At 67.7% G+C, this 22,946-nt stretch carries 23 protein-coding genes; 17 read left to right on the top strand and 6 right to left on the bottom strand.

Translation table 11 applies throughout. From position 1 onward, the window contains the following. The first annotated feature begins 1 nt into the window (after position 1). The 6 genes from D6860_RS13620 to D6860_RS13600 are packed head-to-tail and all read left to right on the top strand — an operon-like array spanning position 2 to position 4,557. Positions 2-196 (top strand): AtzG-like protein, encoded by a 195-nt coding sequence (locus D6860_RS13620; RefSeq protein WP_076625683.1) that lies wholly within the window; start codon positions 2-4, stop codon positions 194-196. Further along, the gene (locus D6860_RS13615) at positions 193-1,602 is read left to right on the top strand and encodes an AtzE family amidohydrolase (RefSeq protein ID WP_076625684.1); all 1,410 of its coding nucleotides are present in this window, start codon (positions 193-195) and stop codon (positions 1,600-1,602) included. The genes D6860_RS13620 and D6860_RS13615 overlap by 4 nt, the downstream gene beginning before the upstream one ends. Next, positions 1,599-1,994, top strand: coding sequence for an oxalurate catabolism protein HpxZ (gene hpxZ, locus D6860_RS13610; RefSeq protein WP_017467422.1), 396 nt, complete (start codon positions 1,599-1,601; stop codon positions 1,992-1,994). Before D6860_RS13615 ends, hpxZ begins: the two co-directional genes overlap by 4 nt. After that, positions 1,991-2,680 carry a GntR family transcriptional regulator gene (locus D6860_RS13605; RefSeq protein ID WP_017467423.1) on the top strand — a complete coding sequence of 230 codons (690 nt, stop codon included), beginning with the start codon at positions 1,991-1,993 and terminating at the stop codon, positions 2,678-2,680. Before hpxZ ends, D6860_RS13605 begins: the two co-directional genes overlap by 4 nt. 15 nt (positions 2,681-2,695) lie before the next feature. After that, positions 2,696-3,127 carry an allophanate hydrolase-related protein gene (locus tag D6860_RS25265; RefSeq protein WP_164845643.1) on the top strand — a complete coding sequence of 144 codons (432 nt, stop codon included), beginning with the start codon at positions 2,696-2,698 and terminating at the stop codon, positions 3,125-3,127. A gap of 11 nt (positions 3,128-3,138) precedes the next feature. Then, entirely contained in the window at positions 3,139-4,557 is a 1,419-nt protein-coding gene (locus D6860_RS13600; RefSeq protein WP_076625685.1) for an amidase family protein, read from the top strand. A gap of 61 nt (positions 4,558-4,618) precedes the next feature. Here D6860_RS13600 and D6860_RS13595 read toward each other — a convergent pair whose 3' ends face one another. From D6860_RS13595 to D6860_RS13580, 4 genes are read right to left on the bottom strand one after another with little or no spacing between them, the layout of a single operon-like run. After that, complete coding sequence (locus D6860_RS13595) at positions 4,619-5,239, bottom strand: HAD family hydrolase (protein WP_076625686.1); 621 nt, start codon at positions 5,237-5,239, stop codon at positions 4,619-4,621. Further along, positions 5,239-6,717 carry an FGGY-family carbohydrate kinase gene (locus D6860_RS13590; RefSeq protein ID WP_076625687.1) on the bottom strand — a complete coding sequence of 493 codons (1,479 nt, stop codon included), beginning with the start codon at positions 6,715-6,717 and terminating at the stop codon, positions 5,239-5,241. The genes D6860_RS13595 and D6860_RS13590 overlap by 1 nt, the downstream gene beginning before the upstream one ends. Before the next feature lie 16 nt (positions 6,718-6,733). Next, positions 6,734-7,534, bottom strand: coding sequence for a BtpA/SgcQ family protein (locus tag D6860_RS13585; protein ID WP_076625688.1), 801 nt, complete (start codon positions 7,532-7,534; stop codon positions 6,734-6,736). A gap of 25 nt (positions 7,535-7,559) precedes the next feature. Further along, positions 7,560-8,363, bottom strand: coding sequence for a DeoR/GlpR family DNA-binding transcription regulator (locus D6860_RS13580; protein ID WP_076625689.1), 804 nt, complete (start codon positions 8,361-8,363; stop codon positions 7,560-7,562). Between the two features lie 115 nt (positions 8,364-8,478). On the opposite strand from D6860_RS13580, the gene D6860_RS13575 reads away from it, so the two are divergent. The 5 genes from D6860_RS13575 to D6860_RS13555 all read left to right on the top strand — a co-directional run bounded on the left by D6860_RS13575 (position 8,479) and on the right by D6860_RS13555 (position 13,488). Continuing rightward, a complete protein-coding gene (locus tag D6860_RS13575; RefSeq protein ID WP_017468552.1) occupies positions 8,479-9,279 on the top strand; it encodes an SDR family NAD(P)-dependent oxidoreductase in 801 nt (266 codons plus the stop codon). A gap of 32 nt (positions 9,280-9,311) precedes the next feature. Next, complete coding sequence (locus tag D6860_RS13570) at positions 9,312-10,418, top strand: ABC transporter ATP-binding protein (protein ID WP_076625691.1); 1,107 nt, start codon at positions 9,312-9,314, stop codon at positions 10,416-10,418. Next, the gene (locus D6860_RS13565) at positions 10,415-11,218 is read left to right on the top strand and encodes a carbohydrate ABC transporter permease (protein WP_076625692.1); all 804 of its coding nucleotides are present in this window, start codon (positions 10,415-10,417) and stop codon (positions 11,216-11,218) included. Before D6860_RS13570 ends, D6860_RS13565 begins: the two co-directional genes overlap by 4 nt. Before the next feature lie 86 nt (positions 11,219-11,304). Continuing rightward, the gene (locus tag D6860_RS13560; RefSeq protein ID WP_076625693.1) at positions 11,305-12,543 is read left to right on the top strand and encodes an extracellular solute-binding protein; all 1,239 of its coding nucleotides are present in this window, start codon (positions 11,305-11,307) and stop codon (positions 12,541-12,543) included. Positions 12,544-12,606: 63 nt separating this feature from the next. Then, positions 12,607-13,488 carry a carbohydrate ABC transporter permease gene (locus D6860_RS13555; RefSeq protein WP_076625695.1) on the top strand — a complete coding sequence of 294 codons (882 nt, stop codon included), beginning with the start codon at positions 12,607-12,609 and terminating at the stop codon, positions 13,486-13,488. Between the two features lie 2 nt (positions 13,489-13,490). On the opposite strand, the gene atzF is transcribed toward D6860_RS13555, so the two are convergent. Next, positions 13,491-14,858, bottom strand: coding sequence for an allophanate hydrolase (atzF, locus tag D6860_RS13550; protein ID WP_076625696.1), 1,368 nt, complete (start codon positions 14,856-14,858; stop codon positions 13,491-13,493). 109 nt (positions 14,859-14,967) lie between these two features. Here atzF and D6860_RS13545 point away from each other — a divergent pair, with 109 nt between their 5' ends. The 4 genes from D6860_RS13545 (at position 14,968) to D6860_RS13530 (ending at position 18,876) form a co-directional block, all read left to right on the top strand. After that, complete coding sequence (locus tag D6860_RS13545) at positions 14,968-15,861, top strand: LysR family transcriptional regulator (RefSeq protein WP_076625697.1); 894 nt, start codon at positions 14,968-14,970, stop codon at positions 15,859-15,861. A 93-nt stretch (positions 15,862-15,954) separates the two neighbouring features. Beyond that, on the top strand, positions 15,955-16,635 hold the full coding sequence (locus D6860_RS13540; protein WP_076625698.1) for a biuret amidohydrolase: 681 nt from the start codon (positions 15,955-15,957) through the stop codon (positions 16,633-16,635). Further along, the gene (locus D6860_RS13535) at positions 16,632-16,991 is read left to right on the top strand and encodes a cupin domain-containing protein (RefSeq protein WP_076625699.1); all 360 of its coding nucleotides are present in this window, start codon (positions 16,632-16,634) and stop codon (positions 16,989-16,991) included. Before D6860_RS13540 ends, D6860_RS13535 begins: the two co-directional genes overlap by 4 nt. A gap of 400 nt (positions 16,992-17,391) precedes the next feature. After that, on the top strand, positions 17,392-18,876 hold the full coding sequence (locus tag D6860_RS13530; RefSeq protein WP_083697973.1) for a hypothetical protein: 1,485 nt from the start codon (positions 17,392-17,394) through the stop codon (positions 18,874-18,876). Between the two features lie 6 nt (positions 18,877-18,882). Here the strand turns inward: D6860_RS13530 and D6860_RS13525 are convergent, their stop codons facing one another. Next, on the bottom strand, positions 18,883-19,782 hold the full coding sequence (locus D6860_RS13525) for a LysR family transcriptional regulator (protein ID WP_076625700.1): 900 nt from the start codon (positions 19,780-19,782) through the stop codon (positions 18,883-18,885). Between the two features lie 167 nt (positions 19,783-19,949). On the opposite strand from D6860_RS13525, the gene D6860_RS13520 reads away from it, so the two are divergent. Both D6860_RS13520 and D6860_RS13515 read left to right on the top strand, forming a co-directional pair. Next, positions 19,950-21,362: a 2-oxoadipate dioxygenase/decarboxylase HglS gene (locus tag D6860_RS13520; RefSeq protein WP_076625701.1), complete on the top strand. Its 1,413-nt coding sequence runs from the start codon at positions 19,950-19,952 to the stop codon at positions 21,360-21,362. 61 nt (positions 21,363-21,423) lie between these two features. Next, a complete protein-coding gene (locus tag D6860_RS13515; RefSeq protein ID WP_076625702.1) occupies positions 21,424-22,944 on the top strand; it encodes an L-piperidine-6-carboxylate dehydrogenase in 1,521 nt (506 codons plus the stop codon). Positions 22,945-22,946 lie beyond the last annotated feature (2 nt).

Below are 22,946 nucleotides of genomic sequence, written 5' to 3'. Positions count from 1 at the left end.
CATGGCCGTGACCGAAGACGACGTGCGCCAGGGCCTTGCGGCCCTTGGCGTGACCCCCGCCGAGGAGCGCCTTGGCGCGATTGCCGCCGGGCTCGAACAGAACATGGCCATGGTGGCGACGGTCATGGCCGCGCCGCTGCGGCCGCGCTGCGAGAATGCGCCGGTCTGGATGCTACCGCCGGAGGAGGATGAATGACCGCCTGGATCGACCTTTCAGCCCATGAAATCGCCGCAGCGGTCCGCAGCGGTCGGATGACCGCACGCGGCGCGGTGGAGGCCGCGCTCGCCCGCATCGAGAAGACAGACAGCGCGCTCGTCGCCTTCACGACGGTGACCGGGGCCCGCGCCCTGGAGACCGCCAACCGCATCGACGCGCGCATCAGCGCCGGAGAGGATCCCGGCCCCCTGGCAGGTGTGCCCTTCGCGGTGAAGGATCTTGTCGATGTCGCGGGCGTCATCACCCGCGCCGGCTCCCGGATAAACATGGACAATGCGCCCGCCGCTGCTGATGCCCCTGTGGTCACGCGATTGGAGGCGGCCGGAGCGATCCTCGTGGGCGCGCTCAACATGGGCGAATACGCCTATGATTTCACTGGAGAAAACGACCATTTCGGCTCGACCCGAAACCCGCATGACCCGGAACGGCGGTCGGGCGGCTCGTCGGGTGGCTCGGGTGCCGCAACGGCCGCCGGAATGGTTCCGCTGACCGTGGGCTCCGATACCAATGGCTCGATCCGGGTGCCCTCCTCCTGGTGCGGGCTGTTCGGGCTGAAAGCGACCTACGGTCGGATCCCGCGCAGTGGCACCTTTCCCTTCGTCGACAGCCTCGATCACATCGGGCCGATGGCGCGATCGGTGCAGGACCTGGCGCTGGCCCTCGAGGCGATGCAGGGCAGCGACGCCGGCGATCCGGCCTCTGTCCCGCGTCCGCCCTGCGCCGCGCTTGAAACCCTGGATCAGGGCATTGGCGGGCTGCGTATCGCCCGTGGCTCCGGCGAGCTCGCGGCGACCGAGGGCGTCGCGAAAAACGCCCTCGACCGGGTCTGCGCCGCGCTTGGGGTGACGCTCGAAGCCGATCTGCCCGGTGCCGCGACGGCCCGGGCCTCGGCAGCGCTGATCACCGCCGTCGAAGGGGCCGCGACCCATGCCGAAGCGATGCAGACCCGCCCCGAGGACTTTGGCCGCCCGATGCGCGACCGGCTGCTGGCCGGCGCGCTGGTGCCGGGCGTGGCCTACGTGCGTGCTCAGCGGCTGCGCCGGCAGTTCGCCGAAGACGCCGCGGAGGTGTTCCGCCACGTCGATGCGATCCTGACGCCGACCACCCCCTTCCCTGCCCCACGCATCGACAGCGACACGTTGGAAATCGACGGACGCGAACAACCCTACCGGAAGCATATCGGCATCTTCACCCAGCCGATCAGCTTCATCGGACTGCCCGTGGTATCGGTGCCGGTTCAGAATGCCGCCGGGCCTCTTCCGCTCGGCATCCAGATCATCGCCCCGGCCTGGCGCGAGGACGTCGCCCTGCGCATCGCGCGCACGCTCGAGCTTTCGGGGACCTGTGCCGCGCCCGTCCCGGCCTTCGAGGAGACCAGCGCATGACCCGCGACGACATCAACCAGCCCGGACCGCTCGCCGAGATCACGGCCGCCTTCGAACGCTACGAGGCCGCGCTGACGAGCAACGACGTGGCGGTGCTGGACGAGCTCTTCCTCGTCGATCCGAAGACGATACGCTACGGCATCGGCGAAAACCTCTACGGGCATGACGAGATTGCCGCCTTCCGCGCGGCACGTCCGGCGTCGGGACTGGAGCGCTCGCTGGAGCGGACGGTGATCACCAGCTACGGGAGCGACTTCGCCACGGCGATGACGCTGTTCCGGCGGGCCCTCGGCAAGATCGGGCGACAGTCCCAGACCTGGGCGAAAATAGATGGCGATTGGCGCATCGTCGCGGCGCATGTCAGCGTTATTCCCGAAACGGAGGATGCATGACGGAACGCGACACCCGGCTGCAACCCGCCCCGGGCGAGACCAGCACGGCCGCCGTGGTCCGGGAGCTGAGCGCGCAGATCGTCTCGGGCAAGCTGCCGCCCGGCAAGAAACTCGACGAGGCGCTGATCGGCGAGTATTTCGGGGTCTCCCGCACGCCGGTGCGCGAGGCGTTGCGCGAGCTGGCCGTGGTCGGACTGGTGGAAACACGCCCGCATCGCGGCGCGTTCGTGGCCGAGGTGTCGACCGACAAGATGCTCGAGAAGTTCGAGTTCATGGCCGAGCTCGAGGGCCTCTGCGCGGGCTATGCGGCGCGACGCATGGACGCCGCCGCCAAGGCGCGGCTTGCCGAGATCCACGACGCCGGCCTCGCGCTGGTCGAGCAGCGCGACCGCGCGGCCTATCGCGCCCACAACACGCTTCTGCACGAAGCGATCTACGACGGCGCCGGCAACGACAGCCTGCGCGATGCGACCCTTACCATCCGCCGGTCCGTGGCCGCCTTCCGCGCCGCGCAGTTCGACCTGAAGGAGCGGATCGGAAATTCGCAGGTGGAACACGGCCTCATCGTCGCCGCCATCGACCGCGGGGATGCCGATGAGGCCACGCTGCTGATGCGGCGCCACATCCTGACCGTGATGGAGGCCGCCGAGGCCTACCTGCGCGAAAAACGCGTCATTCCTCTCTGACAAAAGGCCCTTTCAATGACATCCACACCACCCGAAACGCTTCTGGTCGCCGTTTGTGGTGCGCATATGCGTGGCATGCCCCTTGAGCCGCAGATGCGGCAATGCGGTGCCACGTTCGACAGCGAGGCGCAGACCGACGACAGCTATCGGTTCTACGCACTCACCGCCAAGGATCCCATCCGCCCCGGCCTGATCCGCAACGCCGCGGGCAGCGGTGCGCCGATCGCGCTGGAGCTGTGGTCGATCACGCCGGCCGGGCTCGGCCAGCTGATGACGATGATCGACACCCCGCTCGGCATCGGGACCCTGCAGCTCTCGGACGGGCGCAAGGTGAAGGGGTTCGTCTGCGAGGCGGTCGCCGCGGAGGCCGACGCCGAGGATATCACCGCGCTCGGATCGTGGCGGGCCTTCATGGCCTCCCGCGCCCAGCCGGCCACGACCAAGTGAAAGGACAGCCCATGACCACCCAGTGGGACCGCGCCACCGGCGCATTGGACATCGCGACCCTCAAGGCGCTTTTCGCGAGCGGAAGCCTGACGCCGGAAAGCCTGATCGACGCGATCTATGACCGGATCGCCGCCCGTGGCGACGACCATGTCTGGATCCACCTCATCGACCGGGAGACCTCCAAGGCACGCGCCCGCGCGCTCATGGCGGATCCGGCAGCGAAGGAGCTTCCGCTCTACGGCATTCCCTTCGGCATCAAGGACAATGTCGACCTCGAAGGCGTGCCCTCCACCGCGGCGGTGCGCGCCTGGAGCAGGATGCCCGAGGCGTCGAGCCCGCTGGTGCAGACGCTGCTCGACGCCGGCGCGATCCCGATCGGCAAGCAGAACCAGGATCAGCTGGGCATGGGCGTGGTCGGGGTGCGCACCGACTACGGCATTCCGCAATGCGTCTTCGACGCGCGCTACATTTCCGGCGGCTCGACCTCGGGCGGCGGCGTGAGCGTCGGGGCCGGGCTCGTGAGTTTCGCCGTCGCGAACGATGCCGCGGGCTCCGGTCGGGTGCCGGCAGCCCTGAACAACATCGTCGGATACAAGCCGACGCCCGGTCTCGTGCCGCGCGCGGGCCGCTCGATGGCCGGCATGGTCGGGACCGAGAACTTCCTTACGCTCACCATGGAAGACAGCGTGCTGCTCAGCAACCTGTGGTTCCGCCATGAGCCCGGCGATCCGTTCTCGAAGCCCGAGGCCGACGGCTTCCGTGTCTCCTGCGCCCCGGCGCCGGCGTCCTTCCGGTTCGCCATTCCCGACGCGGCGACACTCGACACCGATGGCGACGCCGAATCCGCGCGACTGTTCCGCGAGAACGTCGCACGGCTCGAGGCCCTGGGCGGCACCGCCGTCGAGATCGACATGACGCCCTATCTTACCGCTGCAAAGATGCTCTACGAAGGGCCCTTCATCGCGCAGCGCTACGCCAACTTCGGCGACAGGTTCAACGGCAACGAGGACGCGCTCTGCCCTCCGACGCGCGAGATCCTCTCGTGGGGCCGGAAATACAGCGCGCGGGACGTCTACAAGGCCCAGTACGTCATGGCCGGCTACAAGCAGCAGATCCGGCAGCTCTTTCGCGACGTCGACCTGCTGGTCACCCCGACCACGCCGTCGACCTACACGATCGAGGCCCTGCTGGCCGACAATATCGCGCTCAACGCGAAGATGGGGACCTACACCAACTTCGTGAACCTGCTTGACCTGCCCGCGGCCTCGATCCCGGCCGGCTTCCGCAAGGACGGCATCCCGCTCGGCACCATGCTCATCGGGCCGTCGCTGGGGGATGACCTCGTCTGTCGCGTCGGCGCCGCACTGCATGCCGCGCTGGGAATCGCTCCCGGGCTTGCCGGGAAGCCGGAACTCGCCGAGGCCTCGTGATCGGGGACCTCGGTGCGCCGGGGTCGCAAACCAGGAAGGGCCGCGTTTCCGCGGCCCTTTCTCATAGTCCCAGCAAGGCTTCCACGTCGGCGAGGCCGGCGATGGGCCGCGTCCCGTCCGGTGGATCGCCAAGGAAGGCCACCTGCATACCTGCGGCCTGCCCGGCGGCTGCTCCGGTGGGGCTGTCCTCGACCGCAAGCACCTGCTCGGGCCTCAGCCCCAGCAGCGCCGCACCCTGAAGGTAGGGTTCGGGGTCGGGCTTGCCCCGCGTCACGTCATCGAGCGACACCACGCCCACCATCCGGTCGCGAATGCCGAGCGCTTCGAGATTTGCCTCGACCACCCGGCGGCCCGAGTTGGACACCGCCACCTGTGGCACCCCTGCCGCCGAGAGGGCCTGGATGACCTCGGCCGCGCGCGGAACCGGCGCGACTTCGCGGGCCACGCGCGCGCAGTAGCTGTCCTGGATCTGCGACATCCACACATCGCGTGCGACGCCCGGCAGCTGAGGGGCGAGCGTCTTCCAGACATCGTCCATATGCACGCCGAGGAAGCGTTCCGGCGGGTCGGCGCGCAGATCGAGGGAATGGCCGAGGCAGACCTCCAGCAGCACCCGGTGATGCAGCGGCTCGCTGTCCACGAGGGTGCCGTCGATGTCCCATGCGACTCCGCGCAAAGCCATCAGTGCAGCCCCTTCAGCCGCGCGTAGAGCTCGTGATACCGGGCATATCCCGCGTCATAGGTCTCGCGGTTTGCCGGGTCGGGCCGGATCAGGTCGGCTTCGCTCACGAAGGCACCGATCCCGTCCCAGTCCGCCGCACCCACGCCCACCGCCGCAGTCCAGGCGGCACCGAGGCAGGATCCGGGGTGGCTGCCAAGCCGCTGCACCGGCGCGTTCAGGATGTCGGCGACGATCTGCATCCAGACCGTGCTGCTCGCGCCGCCGTCCGAGACGAGGAAACGTCGGGGTTCATGTCCCATGTCCCGCAACTCGTCCACATGATGGCGCAAAGCGTAGCCGTAGCTCTCGAGCACCGCCCGCCAGATGTGTCCCAGCCCGTGCGACAGGGTGAGCCCCTCGATGACCCCGCGCGCCGAAGGGTCGTGGATCGGGGTCTTTTCACCCAGGAAATAGGGAAGCACCGTCAGCTCATCTGCCCCGGCCGGCACGTTTGCCGCCATGGCATCAAGCGCCGCGTGGGGCGATCCCCCGAAGTCGCGCCCCTCGCAGAAGGTCCGCACCGCCCAGTTCAGCACCGAGCCGCCGGTCGACATGCAACCGTTGGGCATGAACAGGCCGGGGATGAGGTGGTAGTCGAGGTAGAGCCGGGCATCGGGCTCGGCACGATCCGTGGCGGTCATCACGTCGACCGCACCACCGAACTTCAGCAGAACGTCTCCGGCCTGCGTCACCCCGGCACCGAGCGCGGAGGCGATCATGTCGGCGGCGCCTCCGGTCACCGGCGTTCCCTCGGCCAGGCCGGTCGCGGCCGCGGCGGCGGCGGTGACATGGCCCTGCACCGCAACGCTCTCGATCCGCGGGGGCAGCGCCTCCCATGGCACGCCGGTCATCGCGGCGAGCTCCTGCGACAGCGTGCCGGTCGCAACGTCCGTCACCCCCGCCTCGAGTGCCCAGTTCTGCTCTACCGTCTTCACGCCGGTCAGGCGCCAGTTGATGTAGTCATAGGAGCCGAACACCGTCGCGATGCGGGAATGCACCTCGGGCTCGTGGCGCGCCAGCCAGCGCAGTTTCGCGCCGACAAGCTGCTGGTTCACGCCATTTCCGGCGCGCGACAGGAACGTCTCCTCGTCGATCTCGGCGCGCATCTCGGCCACTTCGGTTCCCGAACGGCCGTCGCTTTGCTGGATCGACGCGCGCAGCAACCGGTCCTGCGCATCAAGCAGGACCACCGCCGGCAGCATGCCGGAGGTGCCGATCGCGGCGATCTCCGACGCATCGCGCCCGGCACGCTCCAGCAGTTCGGGCACGATCTCGCAGAGGTTGCCCCACCATTCGGCGGGGTCCTCTTCGGCCCATCCGGCCTTGGGCGAATGCAGGCTCACCGGGCGCGAGGCCACGGCGAGGATCTTGTCCGGCAGTTCCATCAGCAGACCGATGGTCGAGGTGGTGCCGATGTCCAGTCCCAGTATCAGGCTCATGACGCTGTCACCCGGCTCAGCGCAGGGTGCCCACCTTGTCCATGAAGCGCTTGACGCGATCGGCGTCCACCGCATTCCAGGTATCGCCGTCGACCTTGAAGTGCGTGCCGATGACGCAGCCCTGCGCGACCGAGAAGACATCCGAGATATTGTCGATGTTCACGCCGGTGTTGGCAAAGACGGGCACGTCCTCGACGGCTTCGCAGACCTTGCGCAGGTCCGACTGCTCTGCCGGCTGGCCGGTGATGGGCCCCGAGACAAGGATCGCGTCCGCCAGCGAGGAGAAGACCGCGCTCTTGGCGCGCAGCTCGATCGGGCGCTGGTCGAGCGAGTGGGCGAACTCGGCGTTGATGTTGAAGAGCATCTTCATGTCATCGCGCTTGAGGTTGGTCCGCAGCCGCGACGCCTCGGCGCAGTTGGGCTCCCAGATGCCCATGTCGGAGGCGAACACGCCGGTGAAGATCTCGCGCACGAAGGAGGCGCCGGTGACCGACCCGATGGCGATCGAGCTTTGCGGATCCCACAGGTAGTTCACCCCGAACGGAACCTTCAGGATCGGCTTCACGGCGGTCACGACAGCGGTCATCGCCGCGACGCTCTCGGGCGAGCCCTTGAACACGTAGGGGCGGTCGTTCTCGTTGCCGAACATGATCGCGTCGACGCCGCCGGCCTGAAGCTTTTCGATATCGGCGATGACATCCTCGATCAGCCCGTCCATGCCGCGATCGGCATCGTAAAGCGGCGAGCCCGGCAGGGCGCCGATGTGGGCCATGGAAATGACGGCTTTCTTCTTGTCGCCGAAAAAGTCGAAGGGCATTCAGGTTCTCCTTGGGAAGGGTAGGTCAGGTTTCCTCTGCCACCCGGATCTCGACCCCTGCCCCTGCAAGGGCGGACGCGAGATCGGAGGGCGGCGGAGCGTCAGTGATCAGCACCGAGGCTTCGGACAACGCGGCAACGCGGATGGTCGAAAGGCGCCGAAATTTTGTTGAATCGCACAAGAAAACGCGATGGGCTGATCGTTCGAGGTAGATCTTCTTGAGCTCGCTGTCCTCGATCGAATAGTCGTAGAAGCCTTCGTCGGACAGGCCGGACACGCCGATCACGGCGACCTCGAAATGCAGCTTGGAAAAACTCTCGATGGCACTGGGGCCGGTGATCGAAAGTTCGCTGGGCCGGGTGCGGCCCTCGGGCAGATAGACCTCCGTTCCCATCGCGCCGAGCGACGTGGCCACCCGCAGGCTGTTGGTGAAAACGTGTCGCTGGCCGCCGCGGCGCGCCAGAGCCTCGGCCGCGAACAGGCACGTGCTGCCCACGTCGATGGCCACGGAGCGGAATCCGGAAAGAAGATCAGCAGCTTCCGCGGCGATGAGCCGCTTGGCATCGGAGTTGTGGGCGGCCCGTGCCTCGAAGTCCGGTTCGATGTCGTCGATGACCTTGAGCGGACCGGACGCCCGCCTGCGCGCGCCTCCGTGCACCCGTTCGAGCAGCCCTTCGCGTTCCAGTTCCGCGAGGTCGCGGCGCACCGTCATGTCAGAGACGTCAAAGTCCCGCGCCAGATCGGCCACGGCCACCGAGCCGCCCTCGTGCAGGCGCTTCAGGATCGCGTTCATCCGAATTTGTGCTGGTGTTCGGTTCTTCGTGCTCATGGTGGTCTCATGCCTCGTCTTCGCTCAAAGTAAACATTTAAACCAACACATGCAAACAAAAAGCTTGCTTATGGTGTTTGATTTTGTTTCGATGCCCTCAAAGGAGCCTCTAAATATGAACCAGAACACCCTTTCCGAACAAGTACACCCGGATCTGAACACGAAGCGTGCGTTTCTGACCGGCGGAGCCACCGGCATCGGCAACGCCATCGCGCGCGGGCTTGCTGCACAGGGTGTGACGGTTGCCATTGCCGACCTTGATGAAGAGGCCGCCAAGGCCGCCGCCGCCGCACTTGGCGGGGGACACGTCGGTATCGGCGTGGATGTGCGAGACCCGGACTCGGTCACGCGGGCCTTCGCCGAGGCGGTCGAAATCCTTGGGGGCGTCGAGATCTGCATTGCGAACGCCGGCGTCTCCTCCATGCGTCCGGCGGTCGATCTCACGGTCGAGGACTGGGATTTCAACATGAATGTCAACGCGCGCGGGGTGTTCCTCACCAATCAGGCCGCGGCGCGGCATTTCCAGAAGACCGGAACCGGGGTGATCGTGAACACCGCGTCGCTGGCGGCCAAGGTCGGCGCGCCCTTCCTTGGTCATTACAGCGCCTCGAAATTCGCCGTGGTGGGCTGGACGCAGGCGCTCGCGCGCGAGCTTGCGCCCCTCGGCATTCGCGTGAACGCCGTCTGCCCCGGCTTCGTGAAGACCGGCATGCAGGACCGCGAGGTCGAATGGGAGGGGACGCTGCGCGGCATCAGCGGGCCCGAGGTGGTGCAGGATTACATCGACCAGACACCGCTCGGACGTCTCGAGACACCGGAAGACGTGGCCAATGTCGCGATCTTCCTTTGCTCGGAGGCGGCGCGCTTCATGACCGGACAGGCGATCAACGTCACCGGCGGCGTCTACATGACCTGATCGGCAGCGGATCAACCGGAAAGGAAGACGCCATGGCAGACATCGTCATGAAGGGCGTTTCGCGCGACTACGGGCGCGGCATATACGGCGTACGGGACGTCGATCTGGAAATTCGCGACGGCGAATTCATGTGTTTTCTCGGGCCGTCGGGCTGCGGCAAGTCGACGACACTGCGCATGATCGCCGGGCTCGAGGACATCACCTCCGGCAGCCTGTCGATCGGTGGCCGCGACATGACGCACACCCGGCCACGCGACCGCAACATCGCGGTCGTGTTCCAGACCTACGCGCTCTACCCGCACATGAGCGTGCGCGACAACATCGCTTTCGGGATGAAGATGCGAGGGGTGGGGCGTGACGAACGCGACGCCCGCACCGCCGCCGCCGCCGAGAAGCTCGGGCTGACCAAATATCTCGAGCGCAAACCGGCTGCCCTGTCGGGCGGCCAGCGGCAGCGGGTGGCCCTCGGGCGCGCGATCGTCCGCGAGCCGGATGTCTTCCTGATGGACGAGCCGCTGTCGAACCTCGACGCGACGCTGCGCGCGGAAATGCGGCTTGAGCTGGTGCGTCTCCACCGCGAACTGGGCAAGACCACCGTCTTCGTCACCCACGACCAGGTCGAGGCGATGACCATGGGCGAGCGCATCTGCATCCTGCGCGACGGCGAGATCATGCAGGTCGGCCGGCCGTTGGAGGTCTACGACAACCCGGTGAACATCTTCGTGGCGCGTTTCCTGTCGTCCCCGCCCATGAATATCCTGCCCGCGACGCTCGCTGACGGGCAGATCAGCACCGAGATTGCGCATTTCGATCTCGCCCCCGGCCAGAAGCACGCCTATGCGGAGGCGCAGACCCGGCCCTTGATGCTGGGTATCCGGGCCGAGGACTTCTACGCGGAACCGGCCCCCGGTCGGGTTCCCGTGCGTGGCAGGCTTCAGGTGATCGAGGCGCTCGGCGCCGAGAACATCCTCATTCTGGACCTCGCCGGTCAGCAGATCGCCGCCCGGGTCGACCGCCGCTTCCTGCCGGAGGTCGGAGACGAGATCGTCCTGCACCTCGACGTGGATTCCATCCATCTCTTCGACGCCGAGACCGAAATGGCCTTCGCGCGGCCCGATCCCGAGAGCCTGCGCGCATGAGGTTTGCGTCGCTGCTCCGCCACGCCGCGCTTGTCGCCGTCTGTCTCGTCGTGGCGCTGCCGATCTTCTGGCTGCTGCGCACCAGCCTCGTACCGCCAGAGCTTTCGTATGACCCGCGGATCTGGCCAAAGTTCAGCACCGAGAACTACCGGACGCTGTTCGCCGGAAACGGATTCGGGCGCAATTACCTCAATTCGATCATCGTGGCGCTTGGCTCGGTGCTGCTGGCGACGCCTCTGGCGGCGCTCACCGGCTATGCCTTCGCGCGGTTCCGCACGGGTGGCAAAGCGGCGCGCTTCGCGGTCCTGGCGACGCAGATGCTGCCGCCGGTGGCGCTGGCTCTGCCCACCTTCATGATCTACCGCGAGCTTGGGCTCACCAATTCGCTGACCGGCCTCGTCATCGTCTACGCCGTGGTCAACCTGCCCTTCCTGACCTGGATCCTGATGGGGTTCTTCGAAGGCATCCCCACCGACCTCGAGGAAGCGGCAATCACGGACGGTGCCACGAACTGGCAGGCCTTCCTGCTGGTGGTGCTGCCGGTGGCCCGGCCCGGCATCGCCGCCGCGGTGGTGCTGGGGTTCATCCTTGCATGGAACGAGTTCCTCTTCGCCCTGATCCTCAGCGGGCCTTCCACGGCGACGGTGCCGGTGGCGCTGGCGGCGCTGCAGACCTCGAACGGGGTCGAGATCGGCAAGGTGGCCGCCGGCGTCGCGCTTGCCATCGTGCCGCTGATGATCGTCTCGCGCTTCATCCAGAAATACCTCGTCCGCGGCCTGTCCTTCGGCGGCGTCAGTTGACCCGCCGCCGCGGCGACGCCGCGTACCAATACGAGAGGCCGCACGAAACGGCCCGAATTCATCTCTGCAACAGGAAAGGATTCTTCATGACGATCAAGATCACCCATGCCTCCTCACTGGCCTTGCTTGCCGGGCTGATGGCCACCCCTGCCGCCGCACAGGACATGACCATCCGCGCCCTGATGGAGGACGTGCCCGAAACCCGCATCATCGAAGCCATGCTGCCCGAGTTCACCGAAGAGACCGGCATCGACGTCGAGTTCGAGAAGGTCGGCTATGGCGACATGCACGACAAGCTGGTCGCTCAACTGGTCGGCGGGACGTCCTACTACAATCTCCTGTCGGTCGACTTCCTCTGGGCCGGCGAATTTCCCGAGGCCGGCTGGCTCACCGATCTGACCCCCTATGTCGAGGCCAGCGAGTTCGACATGTCGGGGTTCATCCCCTCCATGCTCGACCTGCTCGGCGCGAGCGAAGACAGCCTGCCGATCCTGCCGATGTACAACTACTCGATGGGTCTGATCTACCGCACCGACCTGCTCGAGGCGCGCGGCGAGACGCTGCCCGATACGCTCGAAGGCTACGTCGAACTGGCCAAGGCGGTCTCGGCCGATGGCGAGGTGGTGGGCGCCGCCATGCAGGGCCAGAAGGGCGACCCGAACTCCATGGAGTTCTCCAACTACCTGTTCTCCGCAGGGGGCGCCTATCTCGACGAGGACGGCGAGGTTGCGCTCGACAGCGACGCGGCGGTCACGGCGCTCACGCTTTACACCGATGCCATCCAGAACGCGGCGCAGACCGGTGCGCTGTCCGCGACACTGGATGACACGATGCGCCTGATGTGCAGCGGCGAAGCCTTCTCGATGGTCACCTACTGGTGGATGCTGCCGCAGCTCGACAACGCCGAGAACTGCCCGGACGTGGCCGGCAAGCTGGCCCTGTCGGTGATGCCCGGTGGTGCCGGGGAATCCGGCGGCTGGGGCTGGGGCATCCCCGCAAACGTGCCGGATGACGAAAAGGAGGCCGCCTGGACCTTCATTTCGTGGGTGCAAAGCCATGAAATCGCCGTCAGACGCGCGGTCGAGGGTCACTCGCCGGTGCAATCCGACGTCTTCTCGGCGCCGGAGGTGCTCGAAGCGCACCCCTATTACGCCGATGGCCAGGAGGTCGTCGAGGCGGGGAAATCCTTCCCGATCTTCACCTACACCGCGCAATACGAGGACGTTCTGGGCACGCAGATCTCGCTTGCCGCAAGCGGTGACGCGACCCCGGAAGAGGCGATCACCACCGCGGCCGAAGGTCTTGCCGACCTGATGGCCGACTGAGCCGTCCCGGCCCCGTCCCGGGATCGGGACGGGGCATCTGCCCAATCCCCCCCGGAGCCCCCGATGTCCGATTACAGCATCTCCCGCGCCCGCCGCCGCCTCGGCCGACTGTTCGCGGCCCCCGGTCTCAGCGTCCTGGCCATCACCATGGGGCTGCCGCTGGGCTATGCGCTGGTGATCTCGCTGTCGAACATGACGCTGATCCGGCCCCGCCTTGCCCCGTTCCAAGGCCTGGAGAACTACCTCGAGGTCCTGTCGGATCCGATGTTCTGGTCCTCTCTGGGGGTGACGCTCCGGTTTTCCGCCGCCTCGGTGATCGGCGAGTTCGTGGTTGGCCTCGGCATCGCTCTGCTGCTGACCAAGGTCGTGCGGATGCGCGCGATCTACTTCGCCATACTCACCCTGCCGATGGCCATGTCGCCGGTGGCCGTGGCGCTGATCTGGAAGATGCTTCTGCAACCCAACCTCGGGATCATCAACACCACGCTGGCGGGGCTCGGCATCGCGCCGGTCGACTGGCTGGGCACATCCGACCTCGCGCTCTCGACCCTCGTGTTCGTCGAGATCTGGCAGCAGACGTCCTTCGTGGTGCTGCTGCTCTCGGCCGGGCTGGCCTCGATGCCGCGCGATCCGTTCGAGGCGGCCGAGGTCGACGGCGCGGGCCCGCTGGCGCAATTCTGGTACATCACGCTGCCGATGCTGCGGCCCGTCGCGAGCATCGCCATCGTGATCCAGCTGATCAACGAATTCCGCACCTATGATCTGGTCTACGTGATGACCAAGGGCGGGCCCGGCATCTCCACCGAACTGCTTTCCTTCTTCGCGTACAAGCGCGCCTTCCAGGGGCTGGCGATCAACGAGGGCAATGCCGCCGCATTCCTGCTGCTGCTGGTCGTGCTGAGCATCACCGTCGTCTTCTTCTGGCTGCTCGAACGCCGCCGCTGAGCTCAGGCGAAAGGCCAGCCCGTCGCGCCGAGGCTGCGTGTCCCGGCGCTTTCCAGCGCAAGTGCCACCTCGGCAAGCCGCGCATCCTCGCCCGCCGCGCCCAGAAGCGTGACGCTCCCCGGCCGGCCGTCCGTGCGCGGTGGCACCGGCACCGCGAGGCCGCACATGTCCAGGAGATTCACGAAGTTCGTGTAGGTGCCAAGGTTCGAGTTCGGCCCCACCGGGTCGCGCTCGAGGTCGGTGACCGTGTAGAAGGTGGGGATCGTCGGCACGCACAGAATGTCGATATCCGAAAGCGGCCCCTCCACCTTCCGGGCGAGATCCTTCAGCCGGTAGAAGCCGCGAAAGGCGTCCGTGGCCGACAGCTGCTCGGCCTTGCAGATGATCTGCCGCGTGACCGGCAGCACTGCCTCGGGGTCCCGCTCGAGAAGCTCTTCGATGACGCTGTGCCGCTCGGCCACCCAGGCCCCTTCGTAGAGCATTTCGGCGACGTCGTAGAAGGGGCTGAAATCCATCTGCACGATCCGGTGTCCCGCGTCTTCGAGCAGGGCCAGCGAGGCGTGGAACGAGTCTTCCTGCACCGTGTCACCAAAGGTCTTCAGCGTCGCGGCATCTGGCACGCCGATACGCAGGCCCGACGGCGGCTGCCCCAGGGCGCGCGTCTCGACCCGCTTCGCGTAGCTGTCGGCGGGATCGAAGATCGCCGCCACGCGATAGGCGCGATAGGCGTCCGCGACGGTCAGCCCGAAGACCGAGATCGTCTCGACCGACCGGCAGGCCGGCACCGAACCGGAAGCCGAGAGGCTGCCCAGCGTCGGCTTCAGCCCGACGATGTTGTTCAGCGCCGCGGGCACACGTCCCGAGCCCGCTGTGTCCGTCCCCAGCGCAAAGCTGACGATGCCGTGCGCCACCGCCACGCCCGAGCCTCCCGACGAGCCGCCGGGGACGATCTCGGGGTCGATGGCATTGCGCGGAGCGCCGTAGGGGGTCCGCACGCCGACGAGACCGGTTGCGAACTGATCGAGGTTGGTCTTGCCGATGACGACCGCCCCTGCCTCGCGCAGACGCGCCACCACGAAGGCGTCCTCGGCGGGCGCATATTCCCACGCCGGGCAGGCCGCGGTGGTCGGCAGCCCCGCCACGTCGATATTGTCCTTGACCGCAAAGGGCACGCCCCAGAGCGGCCTTGCGGCGTCTCGCGGCCCGAGCCCACGGACCTCCTCGAGAACGTCTTCCTCGTCGCGCAGGCTGATGAAGATCCCGGGATCGGCCACCTCGCGGATGCGCGCATAGACCTGACGGATCACATCCTCGGGCTGCAGGCCTTCGTCGAAGGCATGAAACAGGGCATCGAAATTCAGCGGGATCATCTTTGGCACTCTCCGGTCTTTCGAGAGAGTTGAAAGTGAAAGCGCGGATAAACTCAATTGCCAAGATTTCAGATAAGTGCTGCATTCAGCGCAGCACAAGGAGATCGGGATGCGCCACCTTAAGGACTTTCACTACATCGAGGCCGTCATGCGCGCGGGCTCGATCCGAAAGGCTGCCGAAGACCTCAACATAACCGGCTCGGCGCTGAACCGACGCATCCAGAACTTCGAGGCGGACTTCGGTGCGCAGATCTTCGAACGGTTGCCGCGCGGGATGCGCCTCAATCCCGCGGGGGAACTGCTCATCCAGCATTTCCGCGCGCAGCGAAGCGATCTGCGACGGGTTCAGAGCCTCGTCAACGATCTCAACGGAGAACGCCGCGGGCATGTCTCGATCGCCTGTTCGCAGGCGCTGGCGCCTTATTTCCTGCCGCAGCAGATCGCGCGCTACCGCACCGAACACCCTGCGGTGACCTTCTCGGTGCAGATCCGGGACCGGGCCTCGGCCGAGGCGGACCTGCGGAGCTTCGAGAGCGATCTCGCACTGGTGCTGGAGCCCGTCCACCTCGTCGATTTCGAGGTCCTCGCCGCGGTTCGCCAGCCGGTGCATGCCATAATGCGCACCGACGATCCGCTGAGCCGCCACGAGGAAGTCAGGCTGCGCGACTGCCTCGACCGCACCCATGTCGTGCCGAACCGGGCCTATGCCGTGCGCCACATGCTGGACGCGGCACTGGCCGGGACCTCTCGGCAGCTCTCGGCCGCCGTGGAAACCGACTCCTTCGACTTCATGCGACACTACGTCGAGTACGAGGATGCCATCGCTTTCCAGATCCCGATCGGCCTGCGGCTGCCGGACGGTCTGACCTCGCGGCCCCTGGCGTCACGCGACATGGCCCCCGGCTCGCTGCTGCTGGGGCAGTTGCGCGGGCGCAGCCTGCCGGTCGCCCCGGCACGGTTTGCACAACGGCTGGCCGAGGTGCTTCAGGACCTGCCCGGGTGATGAATATTTTACAGCGCTCAGGTGCGAAAATAGCAGAATTCGGCATCACGATAAGACGCTAGCCTGGACCCCGGACAATCGACGGAGTTTCCCATGCCAAGCATCGAAGCACGCCCCTACGCCTGGCCCTTCAATGGCGACCTGCGCCCGGAGAACACGGCGCTGATCGTCATCGACATGCAGACGGATTTCTGCGGGCCGGGAGGATACGTGGACAAGATGGGCTACGACCTCTCGCTCACCCGTGCCCCGATCGGCCCGATCTCGGCGCTTCTCGAGGCCATGCGCGCGGGTGGCTACCATGTCATTCACACGCGCGAGGGACACCGGCCCGACCTTGCCGACCTTCCGGCCAACAAGCGCTGGCGTTCGCAGCAGATCGGTGCCGGGATCGGCGACGCCGGCCCATGCGGCCGCATTCTGGTTCGCGGCGAACCGGGGTGGGAGATCATCGACGAGCTGGCGCCCCTGCCCGGCGAGGTGGTCATCGACAAGCCCGGCAAGGGCAGCTTCTTCGCGACCGACCTAGAACTCATCCTCCGCACGCGCGGCATCGAGAATCTTCTGCTGACCGGGATCACCACCGATGTCTGCGTTCATACCACCATGCGCGAGGCGAACGACCGGGGCTTCGAATGCGTGCTGCTCGAGGACTGCTGCGGTGCCACGGATCGCAGCAACCACGATGCGGCGATCAATATGGTGCTGATGCAGGGCGGCGTGTTCGGCTGCGTCGCGACCTCTGCGGACGTGCTGGAAACGGTGGCCTCGTGAGGCCCGAGGTCTTCGCGGGCCTGATCGACGGCGGATGGGCCGGGCTCGACTTTGCGGACTTCCGCCCCGGGGTCACGATCCACAGGCTCTGGCGCGACCCCGGAAGCGGCGCCGAATGGGCCCTTCTGAAATACCGCGCCGGCGCCTCGGTGCCGCGCCATCGCCACCCCGGCCCGGAAACCATCCTCGTCCTCGAGGGGGCGCAGAGCGACGAGCATGGGACCTACGAAACCGGCGCGATGGTCTGCAACGCCCCGGGAAGCGTGCACTCGGTCCGGTCCGAGGGGGGGTGCGTCGTGCTGATCCACTGGGCGCTGCCCGTCGAGATCCTCGAAGAGCCCCGCGCAACCACGTAGCAGGTTCCGCTCTTCCAGACGCCGGCAGGCCGCGACCCGCAGCGACCTCCGGCCTGCGGATATTCGACGAGAGGCAGATCGGGACCGGTGTGCATCCGCCGGGCATTTAGACAGCCTGGACGCGGCGCGGAGGCGGTGTCTGGAGGGGGCCCGGACGGCATGTGCCTCCGGGTGCAGGCCTGCGTGCAGAGCGCCGTTGGGCAGGGTGGCTGCGCGCTTCATGCGCATTGCGCATGCCCCTGGTCCGATTGGTCATTAGGTTCTTTGCGCCTGTTTGCGGGATAGTCGCATACGAACACTCCCTGATTGCGACGAAAAGCCGGGCGTGCCCGGTTGTCCTGCGGCCCCCGCAGGGCAGTGCCGCTCCGCCCCCGGTGGCGCGCGCCCTCAAAGGCCAGACATGACGAATTTCCTCAACCGCGCGCGCCTGTCCCGGACGCCTCTCGCCGGAGCGGATCCGCGAGACGGACTTGCGCGCTGCTGCAGTGCCCTGGCGCTGACGATGATCGCGACGCAGGTGCTGGGCCGGCTCGGCGAGGCGCTTCTGCCGGCCGCCTTCCTGCCCGCCACCGGCACGCTTCTCACTGCCTCGGCCTGTGCCGCCGTGGCGCTGGCCGCGTTGCGCCTGCCCGACGTGCAGCGGCTTACGCAGGTTTTCGCGTTCATCGCCCTGTTCTGCGCTGCGCTGCTGCTGATCACGACCCCCGGGGCCGCACCGGTCCTGCGGCAGGCGCTCTACCAGGGCACCGCCTTCGGAGCCTTCCTGACCGCGCTGGGGCTGGTGCGTGCGCCCGTCCGCCGGTCGCCGCTCGTGGCGCGGGCCGCGGCGCGGCTTTTCGCCTTTCCCGCCCGGCGACAGGGCGCGGCGGTGCTCTACGGCACGCAGGTTCTCGCGGTGCTGTTCAACCTCGGGACCATCGGCATGATGTCGGACATCGCCCGCAGGCAGGCCGACACCCGAGACACCGGCGAGACGCCCATCGACCCCGACGGACTGACCCTCGCGGCCCAGCGAGGGGCGATCCTGGCGACGCTCTGGAACCCGATCGGCGTGGGCTTCGCCATCGTGACCTCGGCCATTCCGGGACTGGAGCCCGGACGTTTCCTGTTGCTCAGCCTTGCCTGCACCACGCTTCTCACCGGCGGCGTGCTGCTGGCCCTGCCCGCCCGGCGCCCCGCCGCCGGGGCCGGGACCGCACCACCGCACGGCGTCATTCCGAACGGGGCCCCCGGCGCGGAAGACCGGGCGCTCGAGATCCTCGTCGTGGCGGTGCTGGCGTTGATCGCGGCCACGCTGCTGCTGCACTGGCTGCTGTCGGTCAGTTTCATCGTCGCCGGCTGCATGGTCCTGCCTGCCCTGGCGCTGGCCTGGTCGCGACTGGACCCGGCCGTGCGCTCGGAACCCGGCACCCGCCCTTCCCGGGCCCTCGCCGAAGCCTCGGCGGGCATGGCCAACGAGGCGACGATCTTCCTTTGCGCAACCGTGATCGCGGCGGCCGTGTCGCTGTGGCTCACCCGGCTCGGTCTCGGCGGGCTGCTGCAGGCCACGGCGGTGCCACCGCTGATGATGCTGCTCGGCGCGATGCTCCTGCTGCCGCTCAGCGCAGCGCTCATGGTGCCGCCGTCCGTCGTCATGGTCATGGCCGCGCAGGTGCTGGGTGCCGGTGCCCTCGGTGCCGACCACCCGGTGGCGCTCGCACTCGCGCTCTGCCTCGGCTGGGCGACGGCGATCGCGGGCTCGCCCCTCTCGGCCATGACGCAGCTTGCCGCGCGCCTGCTCCGGGTGTCGCCCGCCCGCCTCGCGTTCCGGGTCAACCGGGGATTCAGCCTGTTCTGCCTCGGGGTCGGCGCGGTGATGGTCAGCCTGACCTACGCCTTCGGGTGACCCCGGTCAGGCAAGCGGGCGGAACGACACGGCGCCGATCATCCAGTCGCGGAAATCCCGGGCCTCGTCGGCGCGGCCCTCGGGGGTGGCGATGTAGTAGGCCTTGTCGGTCGACAGCGGGATGTCGAGCGGTATCTTCAGCTCGCCCCTCGCAAGCTCGCTCTCGATCAGGTAGCGCGGCAGCAGCCCGTAGCCGAGCCCGGACTTGACCGCCTCGATGGTCAGGCTGAACTGTTCGAACCAATGCCCCTCGTTGGGCGCCTGCAGCTCGACCTCGGCGCGCTTGAACCAGTCCGACCAGAGGTGCGGGCGCTCGGTCTGGTGGATCTTGGGCGCCTCCGCGAGATCGCGGGCATCGCGGACCATCGTGTCCAGCAGCGCCCCGCCGGCAACCGGCACGACCAGCTCGCTGCACAGGTAGGTGCAGACCGCGCCCGGCCAGATCGGCTGTCCGAAGTGGATCGCCAGGTCGCATTGCGTGGTCGCGAAGTCGAAGACATCGCGGCGCGTTCCGATGTCGAAGCGCGTGTGCGGGTGATGCGCGAGGTAGCCCGACAGGCGGGGCACCAGCCAGCGCGAGGCAAAGGTCGGCGGCGCATTGATCGCGAGCACGCGTTCGCCCTGCGACCCGGCGGTGACGTGGCGCATGGTGCTGTTGGCCATGTCGAGCAGGGTTTCGACCTCGGCAAGGAAGGCCCGCCCGGTCTGCGTGGTGATCACACGCCCGCGCACGCGCTCGAACAGGGGTTTGCCGATCTGCGCCTCGAGATCCCGGATCTGGCGGCTGACGGCGCTCTGCGTCAGCGCCAGTTCCTCGCCGGCGCGGGTGAAGTTGCCGTGACGGGCGGCGCATTCGAAGGTCAGCAGCATGCGCATGTCGGGAAGGTATCGGCGTTGCGAGATCATTCCGGGGCTCTCCGTTGGCGTTTTGCACGCGTCCCGATGCATGTAACGCAAGCCGTCAGGGGAACTCCATGCGTTTTCGGAATGGGGTGATCGTCAGGGGTCGTTGGGCGGTCGGGTAAAACGCCTCTATCATGCTCACAGATCATTGTTACGAACGGAGCGGACATATGGCTGCCGAACACGCAAACCCCGATGACATCCGCGCCCTCTTCTCGCGCGCCATGTCGGCGATGTATCGCGACGAGGTGCCGGCCTATGGCACGCTCATGGAGCTGGTGCGGGACGTGAACGCCGATGTCCTCGCGACCGCGCCCGATGAACGCGCCCGTCTCGAGGCTCTCGGCGAGCTGGAGCGCATCGACGAGGAACGCCACGGCGCCATCCGCCTCGGCACCGCGCGCGAGCTCTTCACCATGCGGCGGCTGTTTGCCGTGATGGGCATGCACCCGGTCGGCTACTATGACCTTTCCGTCGCCGGGGTGCCGGTGCATTCGACCGCGTTCCGCCCGCTCGACGAGGCGTCGCTGCGGCGCAACCCCTTCCGGGTCTTCACCTCGCTGCTGCGGCTCGACCTCGTGGCCGATGCCGAGCTGCGCGCCGCCGCCGCCGAGGTGCTGGAGGCGCGCGAGATCTACACCCCGGGCTGTCTCGCGCTGATCGACAGGGCCGAGGCCGACGGCGGCCTGTCGCAGGCCGATGCCGAACGCTTCGTGGCCGAGGCGCTCGAGACCTTCCGCTGGCACGCCGAGGCCAACGTGCCGCACGATCTCTACCGTCGCCTGCACGACGCGCACCGGCTGATCGCCGACGTGGTGGCCTTCAAGGGGCCGCACATCAACCACCTGACCCCGCGCACGCTCGACATCGACCGCGTGCAGGAGATGATGCCCGGGCGCGGCATCACCCCCAAGGCGGTCGTCGAGGGCCCGCCGACCCGGAGCGTGCCGATCCTGCTGCGCCAGACCTCGTTCAAGGCGCTGGAAGAGCCGGTTAGCTTCCCCGCGTCTGCCTCCGTTTCCGCCGCGGACGGCGATGCGCAGGCCACGACCGGCCGCCACACCGCCCGCTTCGGCGAAATCGAGCAGCGCGGCATCGCCCTGACACCTGCCGGGCAGGCGCTTTACGACAGGCTGCTGGCCGAGACCCGCAGCCGCATCACCCCGGCGGCCGACGGCTCGAACGCCGACGCCTATCGCGCGACGCTGGCCGAGGTGTTCTCGGCCTTCCCCGACGACCTTGAAACCCTGCGCAAGGACGGGCTCGGCTACTTCCGCTACTCGGCGACCGGCAAGCCCTGCGCCGATCCCTCGCGCGGGGTCGATGCGCTGGTCGCGCAGGGCTGCCTGCGCGCCGACCCCATCGTCTACGAGGATTTCCTGCCGGTCTCGGCCGCGGGGATCTTCCAGTCCAACCTCGGCGACGGCGCAGCGCAGGCCTTTGCCGCCAATCCCAACCGGGCGCGGTTCGAGGAGGACCTCGGCGCGCCGGTGCATGACCTCTTCCGCCGCTACGCGGAGACCGAGGCGCGCTCCCTTGCCGAAGCCCGGATCGCGCTGAACCCGGCACCGCAGACCGCCTGATCGCCGGCGCATTGCCGCGCCGAACCAACCGACAAGAAGTCCAGACCCCAAGGAGCTCCCGATGAGCACGTCCCTCAAGCAGACCGCCGCCGAAACCATGGCCGCCTGCGGCGCCACCGCCGATCTTGCCGTCGAGGGCGGCATGACCGTCATCTCTCCCATCACCGGCGAGCCCGTCGCCAGCCTCGCCGAGCATTCGGTCGCCGATACCGAGGCCGCGATCGCGCTCGCCGCCGACGCCTTCCGCGCGTGGCGGCTGGTGCCCGGCCCGCGCCGCGGCGAGCTGGTGCGGCTCTTTGCCGAAGAACTGCGCAAGTCCAAGGACGATCTCGGGCGCATGGTCTCGATCGAGGCCGGCAAGTCGCCCTCGGAAGGCGCCGGCGAAGTGCAGGAGATGATCGACATCTGCGACTTCGCCGTGGGCCTCTCGCGCCAGCTTTACGGGCTGACCATCGCGACCGAGCGCCCGGGCCACCGCATGATGGAGACCTGGCATCCGCTGGGCGTGGTGGGCATCATCACCGCCTTCAACTTTCCCTGCGCGCCGTGGTGCTGGAACTCGGCGCTGGCGCTGGTCTGCGGCGACCCGGTCGTCTGGAAGCCGTCGGAAAAGACCCCGCTGACCGCGCTTGCCTGCCAGGCCGTGTTCGAGCGCGCCCTCGCCCGCTTCGGCGACGATGCGCCCGCCGGTCTCAGCCAGGTGCTCGTCGGCGGCCCCGCCGTGGGCGAGGCGCTGGTCGAAAGCGAGAAGGTCGCGCTGATCTCGGCCACCGGCTCGACCCGCATGGGCCGGATCGTCGGCCCCAAGGTCGCGGCCCGCTTCGGCAAGTGCATCCTCGAGCTGGGCGGCAACAACGCCGGCATCGTCTGCCCCTCGGCCGACATGGACATGACGCTGCGCGCCGTCGCCTTCGGCGCGATGGGCACCGCCGGGCAGCGCTGCACCACGACGCGCCGCCTGTTCGTGCATGAAAGCGTCTACGACCAGATCGTGCCCGCCCTGAAAAAGGCCTACGCGTCGGTCTCGGTCGGCAACCCGCTCGAGACTCAGGCACTGGTCGGCCCGCTGATCGACAAGAGCGCCTACGACCAGATGGTCGCGGCGCTGGCCGAAGCCGCCGAGATGGGCGGCACCGTGCATGGCGGCGCCCGCCAGGATGTCGGCCCCGATACCGCCTATTACGTCAAGCCGGCCATCGTCGAGATGCCCGCCCATGACGGCCCGGTCCTGCGCGAGACCTTCGCCCCGATCCTCTACGTCATGAAGTATTCCGACTTCGACGATGCGCTCGAGCAGCACAACGCGGTCGGCGGCGGCCTCAGCTCGTCGATCTTCACCACCGACCTGCGCGAGATGGAGACCTTCCTTTCGGCGCGGGGCTCCGACTGCGGCATCGCCAACGTCAACATCGGCACCTCGGGCGCCGAGATCGGCGGTGCCTTCGGCGGCGAGAAGGAAACCGGCGGCGGCCGCGAGAGCGGTTCCGACGCGTGGCGCGCCTACATGCGCCGGGCGACCAACACCATCAACTACTCGACCGAACTGCCCCTCGCACAGGGCGTGGTCTTCGACATCGACTGACC

It is taken from the genome of Salipiger sp. D13 (genome assembly GCF_003703915.1).
GTDB classification, from domain to species: domain Bacteria; phylum Pseudomonadota; class Alphaproteobacteria; order Rhodobacterales; family Rhodobacteraceae; genus Salipiger; species Salipiger profundus.
Note: the sequence above shows the minus strand (reverse complement) of the source record. Positions and strands in the feature narration are given on the sequence as shown.